Genomic DNA, 11,930 nt, shown 5'->3' on the forward strand with positions numbered 1-11,930 from the left:
CGACCGCACATCGACGAGGGGGTAGTGGTGGATGAGTTCGAACGGGACCGGGATCTGCTGATTCGACTGTGGCGGCTGTGGGCCAAGCGGGCCGCGGAGTTGTCCGACGAGCAGTGGACGACCGAGACGCGGCTGCGGGGCTGGACCGTCCGCGACGTCTATGTGCACGTCACCCCCGACGTCCTGATCGCGATGCTGGCTGCGCCCGCCGCCGGCGGTGACGCGAAGGTGACCAGCGCGGCGGAGATGCTCCGGGTCTTCAACGCCGACCCCGCCGCGACCGAACCGATTCACGCGCAGCTCGCCGAGATGGTGCAGCAGATGGCGGCCGACATCGACCGTGACAGCGTTGTCCAGCGTTTCGGTTCCGACCTGCCCGATGCGTTCGAACGGCTCACCGGACTAAGTCGCGACACCGTCATCCCGCATCCGATTCTGGAGTCGGTGTCGCTCGGAGCCTTCCTCGACATGGCGATCATGGAGGCGACCGTCCATTGGCTCGACGTGATCGACGCCGTCGGAGGCGACGAGCCGGAGGCGATGGCTCTCGAGCGGGCGCGGGACGTGCTCGCTGCGGTACCCGATCCGCTGGCGTTCGTCGAGGCCGCGACGGGGCGGTCGGGCGACCCGGTGTTGCCGGTGATGCGGTGAGGGTCGATAGCCTCGCGGCATGAGGACTGTCGGTATCGACCTTTCGGCCGAACCTGCGAAAACCGCTGTTGCGACGATCGATTGGGGTGAGCGATCCGCTCGGGTCGTCGGTTTGCGGCTTGGGGCGAGGGACGACGACCTCGTGCAGGCGGTCTTGGGTGCGGACCGATGCGGGATCGACGCACCGTTCGGGTGGCCGGATGCGTTCGTCGACTTCGTAATTGCGCATCACAATCGGGAACCCCGCCGCGAGCTCGAGCTGAGCAACCGCGCCGGACGACTGCCGCTGGTCCGGCGGCGGACCGACCGGGTGGTGCACGAGGTGACGGGCATCGTCCCGCTCAGCGTGTCTGCCGATCTGATCGCGCACGTGGCGTTGCGGTGCGCCGGTCTGCTGGCGCGGCTCGCGGTCGAGGGCGTCGACACGGATCGCGTCGCGGGCACGGCTGCCGAGGTCTACCCGGCGGCCGCGCTGCAGCAATGGCGTTTGCCCTTTCGTGGATACAAGAGATCGAACGACCGCGAGACGCTGGCGCAGTTGGTGGCGAGCTTCGACGAGGCAACACCGTACCTGGACCTCGCCGACTTCCGCGGAGCGTGTGAAGCGTCGGACGACGCTTTCGATGCGGTGGTGGCGGCGGTGATCGCGCGGGCGGTCGCGGTGGGGCATACGCGATTGCCACACGGAGCCGACGCCGAAGTTGCTGGTCGCGAAGGGTGGATTCACCTGCCGACCGTCCCGCTATCGGCGCTCGGGTGAACTGGAGCGACGAATCGTCAGGAATCTCGCGATGGAGGGGAACCAGAGAGACCGAACCTGCGTCTGTTTAAGGTGAAGCGGTCTGGAACGAGGGGAGGAGGTCCGGATGCGGGTGACTGCTGTGATCGGGCTGATCGGTGTTGGTCTGCTGTTGGCGGGGTGTGGGTCGGGAAGTGTGTCGGGGGATGCAGAGCCGGCTGGCGTAGCCGGGGGCGAGCCCGTGTTCACCCCTTGCGACGACATTCCGGACGACGTTATCCAGGGCATTGGGGTTGATCCAGCCTCGGAGGAACGCGAGATCATGGACGTGAAGCAACCGGGATGGAATATTTGCGGGTGGCGCGGGAAGGACTTCCATCTGTCGGTGTTCGCCACAACCCACACGCTTGATCAGGTCCGTGCGAATGATCAATATGAAGAGTTCAGTCAGATTCAGCTGAATGATCGCCGAGGAATTACGTATCGGGAGAAGGCGGACGTAGACCGCGAGAGGTGCGACGTCGCTGTGGAATCGGGGGGCGGAGTGGTGCTCGTTTCGGCCGGCTTCTTCGGAAGCACCAAACCTATGAACTCGTACGAGGCTTGCGATGTCGCGGTTCAGGCGGCGCGAGCTCTCACTCCCTATATCCCTGAGTGACGGCAAGCGATGGAGGGAGTGATGGTGCCAGGAGCGAACGAGCCGAGCTGGCTCCAACTTGGGGCTGAGGCTGAAGCGGGCAACCTTGTCCTGGAAAGGGGAGCTGCTGCCCAATGTGCAAAGCGCTGCGACGATTTCGTCGTCGAGTTAAGTGATCTGCGTTCGCGGGCGTCGCGGTTAGCGCACGTTGACGGATTAGGGCAGCTTCCGTCAGGCATCGCGCTCAGCGCGAAGTTCGGCGGCAAGGCAGCGGGCGGCGAGAGATCACTCGATCGAGTGCTCGCGGGCCACATTGCGGTCGTCGAACAGATGCGCGACGTCTTCCTCGCCATTGAAAACCGCTACGCCGCCGCGGAGGAAGCGAACACCGCCGCCACAACTGCTGTCGAATCGCAGATCAACTAAGACTTCCGGGGCCGCGCCACTGAGGGGATGGCGCGGCTTCGGATCCGCCTCGGACGGCGTCGCCGACCGAGGCATGAGACGAGGGGGAGAAGGATGGGACTGCCGGACTTCAGTGGCTGGGTCGAAGGCATCAGCAAGGACATTGTCGAGTTCGGCAAGCACCCGGCGAACAAGGTGCTCGACCTCGTCACTGGCTACGACCTCAACGAACGCAGCCGCGTGCGCGACGAACAAGCCGCTGGCAACGCCGAACGGGACGAAATCTACTCTCAGCAGGCCGGGCTCTACGGCCGATTCAGCGGCAGATTCGACGACCCGGCCCTCGGATCACCCGAAGCTTTCGAAGCCATGTCCCACGAGGACATCAAAGCCGCCGTCGACGGGATGAACGGTGGATCCCTCCGCGCCAGTGCAGAAGGCTGGACGAAGATCGGCGAATCACTCCAACAAGCCCTCAACGACTTTCGCGACTTCATCACCACCGAAACCGACGGCAAATGGGAAGGCGTAGCGAAGAACTCAGCCACCGCCGCAACAGGAAGATACGCCACCGAATCCGGGAAACTCGCCGAAGCCGGCACCCTCATCGGCACCAAGATCACCGAAGCGGCCACCGGTGTCGACCAAGTCAAAGCCACCGTGCCACCGGTCTCCAAACGCTCCCTCCTCGAAGTCGCGTTTGACGCAGGAATGCCCACAGCCGGCCTCTTCAAACGCCTAGTCCACGACCAGGACGAGGCACACCAGGAAGCCATCCAAATCATGCGGACCGTCTACACCCCGGTCATGCAGCAGGCCGACACCAACGTGCCGAGACTCCCCGAACCACCCCGTGTCATCGCCGAGAACCAAGGCGCATCACCCTCGAGTGGTGGTGCACCCGGCATCGGCACGCCGGGCTCACCGACGCCCTACACCGGGGGACCGAGCTCTGGATCGCCCACCCCGCCAGTGCAGACTCCTGGCAGCCCCATGCCTGGCGCAACACCCGAAACGGGTTCAACGCCCGGCGCATTCAACCCCATCGCTCCGGGCGCCCAACCCACCTCCAACGACCAGTTCACCGCACCGGCCGACGCCGTGACGAACCCCGCTGCCACCTGGACCGCCCCTGCCGCCGCCACAGGACTTGACGGCAGCCGCGCGGGACAGTCCGCCTACGGCCTTCCCGGGATGGGCGGAGGCGCCGGAACCGGAACCTATTCCGGCACGAGCGGGTTGGGGTCGACACCAGGCTCGGGCATCGGGTCCGGAGCCGGCAGCGGGGGTGGCGGCGTCGGCGGCGGAGGAATCCTCACCGGCGGATACGGCTCCGGCGGAATGGGTTCCGGTGGATCAGGAACCGGAGGCGGCGCCGCAGGATCGTCGCCCAGCGCCACTGCGGGTGGAGCGACGGGAACGACGGCCGCCGGCACCGCCGCGCGAGGAGGTGCTGCCACCGGCGGCATGATGCCCGGCGCCGGGGCTCGCGGGCGCGGCGACGACGACGCCGAACACAAGACGCCCGGCTACCTCGTCAACGTCGACAACGGCAGCGAACTCATCGGCAACCTGCCCCTGGCCGCCCCACCCGTCATCGGGAGCTGAGGCGGCCGGGCCGGGCCCGAGCTAGAGGCCGATGAGCTGCTTGGCGGCCGACACCGCGGCCGGTGCGTCCAGCGACGGCATGTCGTCCCACTGGCCACCCGTGATCGTGACCTTGACCTCCGGTGTCTCGACCGTCGTCACGATCACCCCGGCGACAGCCGTCGTCATCGGGAGCGTGTAGGCGACACCGCCCGCCTTCTCGATCGCGGTATCCGGAAGGACGGACAGCTTGCCGGCCTCGAGATCGCCCTTCGCCGGCACCTCACCGGTCCCCGGCTCGATCAGCACCTCGACAGAGCGGATCTCGCTCAGCGAAGTGGCGCCCTCCGGGGTCTCCCAGTTGCAGATCACGCCGTACTCGTCCGCCGCATTCGACGGGTCCTCCTGCAGCCCCGCAATGTACTGCGCGACCACCGGCGCGACGTCCCCACAACCCGAGAAGCGCGCCAAGACGTCGGCACCCGAAGCGCGCGCACCGTCACCACCGGCGACCGTGCCGACCGCGGCGTCCGTCGTGGCAGGCGAAGCCGTCTCGGCATCATCGGAACCGCAGGCGCTCAGTGCCGCGGCAAGAACGAGAACCACTGGAACGAACCGGGCGTTTCGGATCATGCAGGCACTGTACCTAGGCCTTCACCGGCCCTGCCCGCAGGACGTCGTCGAACCGCTCCCGGACCTCGGCGACGTGCTTGTCGAGGTTCTCGACCGTCCAGCCGTCGGTACTGATCGGCTCCAGGACGTCCACGTACACCTCGCCGGGGTGCGCGACGAACGAGTTGCGCCACATCAGATCCCCGGCATTGTGGATGACGATCGGCACGATCGGCACCCCCGCCTGAATCGCCAGGTGGAAGCCGCCCTTCTTGAACCGGCCCAACCGGGGTGTGGGGGAGCGGGTGCCCTCCGGCGCGATCGCGATCGACGTCCCGTGTTTGAGCTTGTCGACCGCCGGTTGCAGTGCAGCCCGCGCCTGCGTGGTGTCCGTCCGATCCACGTACGCGACGTCCAGGAGGCTGCCGATCGCGGCGAAACGCGGATCGTGCGCAGCCTCCTTCTTCGCCACACCCGTCGCGTCCCGGCGAACGACCTTGCCGACCAGCAGCAGATCCAGCGAACTCTGATGGTTGAACATGAACACCGCCGGCCGGGAACTCCACGCGTTGTCCTCGCCGGTGACGTGCACATTGATCCCGCAGATCGACAGCGCCGCATCCGGTCCGAACGTGCCCACCACATTCGCGGCGGTTCTCCTGCTGCGGGTCAGCGCGCCCGCCCCGAGACCTGCGGCGGTCGCGACGGTCAACGCCCCCAACGCTGTCGCCGTGCGCAACGTCGCGATCGGCGTCGCGCCCCGCTCCGGCCGCGCCAGCCGCACCGACAACCAGCCCTCGGCTCGCGCGATCCCCGCGAGCTTGCGGTCCGGATTGAGCGCCACCGGACGACCCACCGAATCGAGCATCGGAACATCCTCGACCCCATTGGAATACGCGAACGCCTCCGACAGCGGCGTCCCCGCCTGCTCGGCGAACGCCCGCACCGCCGCCGCCTTCGCCGGACCCCACAGCGCCGGACCGGTGAGCTTGCCGGTGAGCATGCCGTCCACCACCTCCGGACGGCTGCACAGGATCTCGTCGATGCCCAGGTCGTACGCGACGTCCTGCGCCTGATAGAGGGTCGCCGACGTCGCCAGCACGATCCGGTGCCCGGCCCGGCGGTGGGCGTCGAGCAGGCGTCGGACATCGGGGTAGATCATCGCCGCGATGTCCTGCCGGAACAGCCGTTGGCTCCACTCCCGCAGCTCGTCCTCCCGCCGGCCCGCGAGCCCGGTGACCGCAATCTCCATGAGCCGGCCGACGTCGGCGCCGCGGAACTGGGTGTCGAACGCGGCCCCGGTGGTGCGGAGCAGCTCGGCGACATTGAGGTCGAAGCGGCGCAACCGGTCCCGATACACGACGCTCGCGGTGTAACCGGTGATGAGGGTGCCGTCCAGGTCGAACGCGGCCAGCGTCCGCGGCCCCTGCGGCGCGGCGGCGATCGCGGAGTAGATGTCGTCGAGACGGTTCATTGCTGCGCCCCCGGCCCCTCGACGAACTCGGCCACCGAATCGACGCTCTCGACCTCGTCGAGCTTGGCGTGCGCGCGGGCGCGGATCTCGCGCACCCGGCGCACGAGGGTGCGGATCTCGTCGGCGAAGTCGCGGCGCGCCTGCACCACCGCCGGATCGGTGCTGTCGATCAACCGCCGGTTGCGGGCCAGCTGCAGGGCGGTCGCGAACAGCTCCGACGAGATCGACTCGCTGCTCGCGATCTGCTGGCGGAGCCGACGCTGCTGCGCGAGCGCGAGGCACTCGGCGAGGAACGTCTTCTCGTCGAAGTCCGGGCCCAGAGGGGCGTCCAGCAGATGATCGGCCACCACCACGTACGCCTCGAGGAACGGTTGCAGCACCCGGTGCGCGAGGTACGGTCGCACCTCGTCGAGAATGTGCTCGACGTGCTCGGGATTGCTCAGATCGCTTTCCCAGGCCGGGTCGATGAGGCTCAGCTCCGACCGCAGTTCCTGCTGGAACGTGTCCTTGTCGCTGAAGAAGAACTCGAACTTGAGCAGGTCCCGGATGCGCTTGGCCTCGGCCCAGCCGTCGGTGAGCGGGTCGGCGAACTTCTCGTCCACCGCGGCGCACAGCACCATCTCGGCGATGGCGCGCACCACCAGGAAGTGAATGGTGTTGTTGCGGTAGAACGCCGCGACCAGACCCTGGTCCTTGCCGAGGTAGTACACCCGTTCGTTGCCCTCGTCGAACCGCCGCAGCACCCCGGAATCGAGGTGGGTGAACAGCGCCTTGCGGATCACCTGCGGATTGGTGAGGTCGACGTCGCCGGCAGTCGGCAGCTTGCGGGCGGTGATGTAGTCGACCATCGGCCCGAGGATGAAACCGAGCTCGGGGACGGTCAGTGCCCGGTCCTCGATGCCGAGGAACGCGAGCATCACCAGCGACGACGCGGTGATCGGGGTGACCTCGTTGATCCGGTGACTCACCTCGATCCCGGTCTTCTGGATCGCGAGCCGAAAGTCGTCCTCCTGCGCCAGCGACTTCCGCAGCGACAGTGGACGTCCCACCGTGACGTGCGCGACGCCGCGGCGCTGCCCCTGCGCGCGGACGTAGCCGACCATCCAGCGGAAGCTTTCCTTCCGCTTCTCCGCGCCGTGCGCCTCCGCCGCCATCGCGTTCACCTCGTACAACTGGTCGTACACCAGCGAGACGGGGACGAGATAGACGTCGGGCGCCTCCGACGACTCGAACGCCTTCGCCAGATACGTCAGCAGCCCGTACCGGGGCGGGCGCAGCTTGCCGGTGCGCGAGCGCCCGCCCTCGATGTACCACTCGAGGTTGAAACGCTTGTTCATCAGGAACCGCATGTACTCGCGCAGCGTCCACTTGTAGATCTCGTCGCCGTCGAACTTGCGGCGGATGAACACCGTGCCACTGCGCTTGCTGATCGGGCCGATCGGCCAGAAGCTCACGTTGAGCCCGCCCATCACGTGATTGAGCGGCAGATCGTTCGCGAGCAGCGCCGGCCGCAGCACCAGCGGATCCAGGTACGAGCGGTGGCTCGGCAGGAACACCAGCGAATGTTCGCGGTTGAGTTCCCGCAACTCCTCGAACCGGGTGGTGTCGACGTCGAGCCGATACGCGCGGGAGAAGTAGCGGCCCAACTGATCCCACAGCGCGATCGCGCGCCGGCTCTGGGCGGCCACCATCTCGTCGAGGTCCGCACGGGCTCGGCGTTCCACGTCGGCGACGGTGAGATCAAGTTGCGCGGCAAGCTTCTTCACGCCCGCGGAGAAGCGGCCGGTGTCGGTGATCTCCTCCACCACGAACTTCGACACCTTGTACTGGGTGCCGAGCAGCTTCCGCTCGGCCCGCTCGAGCGCGAGGGCGGCCTGACGCCGGACGAAGTCGGGCAGCGACCCGCCGCCCCGCTCGGCCAGCCGGTCGCGCATCTCGTTCAGCGACGCCGGATCGCCCTCGATCACCCGGCACCGTCCGGGATCGGACCGCAGCACCCGCCGCTGCGCGCTCCGTCCGATGTGCAGCGGGTCGCGGGCCGAGAGCACCTCGCGAAGACGCTGCCCTCGATGACCGTTGGTGGTGTCCGGCATCCACACCACCCGCACCGGGGTCAGCACGGGGTCGTCGTCCCGCAGCGCCAGCGACGACAGCGCCTGCCCCGAGGTGCACATGGTGACGGTCGGCTCGCCGGACTCGGCCTCCCGCCGGCCGAGCCACGTCCGCAACACCCGGTCCTCGGTGTCGGTCATCTCCTCGGTGAGATAGATCCGCGGATGCCGCTCCGGATCGGTCATCGCTGCGCTCCCTCCGCCGCGTCCTCGGCGGCGCCGCCCAGCGCCACCACCTCGTCGAGACTCTCCTGCATGCAGCGCATGAAGAGCGCGGGCTCGGTGACCGCCGCGGTGTCGATGTTGACGCCGATGCAGCACGTCCCGACGTGCGAGACCATCGTGGCCATCACCGCGCAGCCCGGCGCCGGCCCGAACGGGAACATCCGCTCGATCCGCGCGCCCGCCAGATACACCGGGACCGGCACGCCCGCGACATTCGACGACTGCAGGTCCAGACCCGAGGACTGCGACAGGTACCACTCGGCGAGCAGCCGGGTCGGCAACCGCACCAGCAGCGGCGACGCCGCCTCGACGATGTCGAGGGCCGGCTCCTCGCGCAGCGCCAGCACGATCGCGCGGACCTTCCGGATCCGCTTGGCCGGGTCGGCCTCGGTGGCGGGACCGGCGAACCGCACCGCGGCGATCCGGTTCCCGCCCGACGGGTCGGCCGCCGACCGCATGTTGATCGGCATCCCCATCGGGACCTTGCCGATCTCCGCGCCCATCGCCTGGTGGTAGCGGCGGAACCCGCCGAGCAGCGCCGCGATGTACGCGTCGTTGACGGATCCGCCGGCCGCGTGCGCCGCGAGCCGCAGCTCGTGCAGGCCCACCTCGAGCACCCCGAACCAGCGTCCGAGCCCACGTTCGCGCAGCAGCGGCGACCCTGTCGCCGGCGGCGGCTGCACCACCCGGCGCAGCGACCCGGCGTAGTCGAGGACTTCGCCGGCCGCGTCGAACGGTCGGGTCACGGCGGTGGCGGCTGCCCGCAGCGATCCGGACACCAGCCCGGTGAGTCGCCGCGGCGCCTTGCGGATCCCGGAGACCACGTCGCGGCCGAGCGCCCCGAGATCGGACAGGTGCTCGGGCGGCGCGGGCTCCCGATCGGGCTTGTCCGGCGTGGGCTCCGGACGGCGGCTGTGCAGCAGCGCCATCATCTGGATGCCGCCCATGCCGTCGGTGATGCTGTGGTGCGTCTTGACGACGTACACCGCGCGCCCGTCGTCGAGTCCCTCGATGAGCATCGCGATCCACGGCGGACGGGCCTTGTCGAACGGCTCGGTCGCCAGGTGTCGGCAGACGCGCAGCGCATGATCGAGGTCGCCCCTGTCGCCCGGCAGCCGGATCCGGCGCAGGTGGTAGTCGAGGTCGAACTCGGGATCGACCGACCACACCGGGTTGCCCAGCCCCAGAGCCGGTTCCACGGCCCGCATCCGGATCCGGGGAACGATGTGCGACGCCCACTCGTGCGCGCGTACCAACCGGTCCCAGTCCGGCGCCTTGTCGAGGATGTCGACCGCGACGATGGGCGTCCGCAGTTCGGGACGCACCTCCTCCATCCGCCACATGCCGGTCTCGAAGTCCGACATGGTGCGGCTCTGACCCCACGCGACCGCGGACAGATCGACATCCACCGCGCTCGGTGGAACGAACGGTTGTCCCTCAGTCATACGCGCTCCTCGGAGATCAGTCCTCGGTTCGATTCGACGTCGTCTCAAGTGTGGACCCGTTCGCGCGGCAGCGTCCCCGGATTGGACGCTTCCGGGTCCGGACACCTGGGACAACTCGGATCCCGCGCGGGAGTGCCGCCGGTCCGTTAACGTTCGGGGCACTTCGATCCTTGCCCCGGCGAAAGGACGCGGTCATTCCTCTCTATCAATTCCGGTGCGCCCAGTGCGGTCCGTTCGACCGGCACTTCCCGATGGCGGACGTCCCCGACAGCTCCGACTGCCCGCACTGCGCGTCGGACGGGCGTCGGCAGATCACCGCCACCCGGCTCGGCCGGGGCGGGTCGGCGTCGATGCGGTTGCTCGACGCGACCGCCCGCTCCGCCAGCGAGCCGACCGTGGTCTCCGGGCCGGCTCCGGGCGCCCGGCGCACCCCGCAGAAGGTCACCACCAACCCGCTCCACCGAAAGTTGCCCCGCCCCTGAGAAATCCGCCCGTCCGCGCTAGGAGGCTCGATGCCCGAATTGCTGTTCCCGCTGGATTCGAACAAGAAGTTCACCGAGCAGGAGAAGATCGGCCACAACCGGTGGCACCCCGACATCCCGGCGGCCGTGACCGTGAAACCGGGCGACTCGTTCCGGGTGCACTGCCGCGAATGGTTCGACGGCGCGATCCACAACGACGACTCCGCCGACGACATCCTGAACGCGCCGCTCACCACCGTCCACACCCTGTCGGGGCCGTTCGCGGTGGAGGGTGCGAAGCCCGGTGACCTGCTGGTCGTCGACATCCTCGATCTCGGACCCATTCCGCAGGAGGATTCGGGGCCGCTCGCCGGCCAGGGCTGGGGCTACACCGGCATCTTCCCGCGCGACAACGGGGGCGGGTTCCTCACCGACCAGTTCCCCGACGCGTACAAGGCGGTGTGGGACTTCGCCGGGCAGACGGCGACGTCGCGGCACGTGCCGCACGTGAAGTTCACCGGCATCGTGCACCCCGGCCTGATGGGCACCGCCCCGTCCCACGCGCTGCTGGGCAAGTGGAACACCCGCGAGGCCGCGCTGATCGCGACCGACCCCGACCGGGTGCCGCCGCTCGCGCTGCCCCCGGAACCGCGGGACGCGATCCTCGGCTCCCTCTCGGGCGCCGACTTCGACCGTGTCGCGGCCGAGGCCGCCCGCACCGCTCCGCCCCGCGAGAACGGCGGCAACCAGGACATCAAGAACCTCACCAAGGGCAGCCGCGTCTTCTATCCGGTGTTCGTCGACGGCGCGAACCTGTCGGTGGGTGACCTGCACTTCTCACAGGGCGACGGCGAGATCACGTTCTGCGGCGCCATCGAGATGGGCGGCTTCATCGATCTGCGTGTCGACATCATCAAGGGCGGCATGGAGACGTACGGCGTCTCGGAGAACGCGATCTTCATGCCCGGCAACACCGACCCGCAGTACTCCGAGTGGCTCGCCTTCTCGGGGACGTCGGTGACCCTCGACGGCGAACAGCGCTACCTGGACTCGCAGCTGGCGTACCAGCGGGCGTGCCTGCACGCGATCGACTACCTCACGAAGTTCGGCTACAGCCCGGAACAGGCGTATCTGCTCCTCGGTGCCGCGCCCATCGAGGGCCGGTTGTCGGGCGTGGTCGACATCCCGAATTCGTGCGCCACGGTCTATCTGCCGACCGCGATATTCGATTTCCCGATCGCGCCGTCCGCCGACGGGCCCGTGCGGATCGATCCGGGAATCGGGGCGCCGCACTCGGCGCGCTGACGCATCCATTTCCGGCGGCATCGTCGGCGGCCCTCATGCCGCCGGCGGTGCCGTCCTAGGGCTGCGCAGACTACCAGGACAAAGCGCCTTTTCGGGGTGCTACGACCGGACCCCGCCCGAATTCTTTGTGTCGAGTTTCGTGCGAATGCAACTGCAGGTGAACGGCAGGTTTCGTTACCTAATCGTGATGATCAAATCGTAACGCCTCGGTCATTCGTCACGTTAGCGTCGATCTCAATCGCCCGGCGCTATCGAAGCGTTACGCGATGACACAACAT

At 68.2% G+C, this 11,930-nt stretch carries 11 protein-coding genes; 7 read left to right on the forward strand and 4 right to left on the reverse strand.

The window, feature by feature from the left end:
- Positions 1-27: 27 nt before the first annotated feature.
- From C7H75_RS09285 to C7H75_RS09305, 5 genes are all read left to right on the forward strand, one after another.
- Positions 28-651, forward strand: a complete 624-nt coding sequence (locus C7H75_RS09285) for a maleylpyruvate isomerase N-terminal domain-containing protein (RefSeq protein ID WP_233281891.1) — start codon at positions 28-30, stop codon at positions 649-651.
- A gap of 19 nt (positions 652-670) precedes the next feature.
- Entirely contained in the window at positions 671-1,411 is a 741-nt protein-coding gene (locus tag C7H75_RS09290) for a DUF429 domain-containing protein (RefSeq protein WP_106851271.1), read from the forward strand.
- Positions 1,412-1,517: 106 nt separating this feature from the next.
- Complete coding sequence (locus tag C7H75_RS09295; protein ID WP_106851272.1) at positions 1,518-2,048, forward strand: DUF3558 domain-containing protein; 531 nt, start codon at positions 1,518-1,520, stop codon at positions 2,046-2,048.
- 21 nt (positions 2,049-2,069) lie between these two features.
- Entirely contained in the window at positions 2,070-2,453 is a 384-nt protein-coding gene (locus tag C7H75_RS09300; RefSeq protein WP_081265106.1) for a hypothetical protein, read from the forward strand.
- 93 nt (positions 2,454-2,546) lie between these two features.
- The gene (locus C7H75_RS09305) at positions 2,547-4,040 is read left to right on the forward strand and encodes a PPE domain-containing protein (protein ID WP_159025984.1); all 1,494 of its coding nucleotides are present in this window, start codon (positions 2,547-2,549) and stop codon (positions 4,038-4,040) included.
- Between the two features lie 21 nt (positions 4,041-4,061).
- Here the strand turns inward: C7H75_RS09305 and C7H75_RS09310 are convergent, their stop codons facing one another.
- Genes C7H75_RS09310 through C7H75_RS09325 form a run of 4 tightly spaced genes read right to left on the reverse strand, consistent with a single transcriptional unit; the run spans position 4,062 to position 9,886 of the window.
- Positions 4,062-4,652, reverse strand: coding sequence for a hypothetical protein (locus tag C7H75_RS09310; protein ID WP_106851274.1), 591 nt, complete (start codon positions 4,650-4,652; stop codon positions 4,062-4,064).
- A gap of 13 nt (positions 4,653-4,665) precedes the next feature.
- Positions 4,666-6,105, reverse strand: coding sequence for a bifunctional HAD family hydrolase/lysophospholipid acyltransferase family protein (locus C7H75_RS09315; protein ID WP_084848417.1), 1,440 nt, complete (start codon positions 6,103-6,105; stop codon positions 4,666-4,668).
- On the reverse strand, positions 6,102-8,402 hold the full coding sequence (locus C7H75_RS09320) for a glycerol-3-phosphate 1-O-acyltransferase (RefSeq protein WP_106851275.1): 2,301 nt from the start codon (positions 8,400-8,402) through the stop codon (positions 6,102-6,104). The genes C7H75_RS09315 and C7H75_RS09320 overlap by 4 nt, the downstream gene beginning before the upstream one ends.
- Positions 8,399-9,886, reverse strand: a complete 1,488-nt coding sequence (locus tag C7H75_RS09325; RefSeq protein WP_106851276.1) for a wax ester/triacylglycerol synthase domain-containing protein — start codon at positions 9,884-9,886, stop codon at positions 8,399-8,401. The genes C7H75_RS09320 and C7H75_RS09325 overlap by 4 nt, the downstream gene beginning before the upstream one ends.
- Positions 9,887-10,080: 194 nt before the next feature.
- On the opposite strand from C7H75_RS09325, the gene C7H75_RS09330 reads away from it, so the two are divergent.
- Both C7H75_RS09330 and fmdA read left to right on the forward strand, forming a co-directional pair.
- A complete protein-coding gene (locus tag C7H75_RS09330; protein ID WP_037085402.1) occupies positions 10,081-10,368 on the forward strand; it encodes an FmdB family zinc ribbon protein in 288 nt (95 codons plus the stop codon).
- 30 nt (positions 10,369-10,398) lie between these two features.
- Positions 10,399-11,652: a formamidase gene (gene fmdA / locus C7H75_RS09335; protein WP_013415584.1), complete on the forward strand. Its 1,254-nt coding sequence runs from the start codon at positions 10,399-10,401 to the stop codon at positions 11,650-11,652.
- Positions 11,653-11,930 lie beyond the last annotated feature (278 nt).

It is taken from the genome of Rhodococcus (subgen. Prescottella) equi (assembly GCF_003013675.1).
Classification (GTDB): domain Bacteria; phylum Actinomycetota; class Actinomycetes; order Mycobacteriales; family Mycobacteriaceae; genus Prescottella; species Prescottella equi.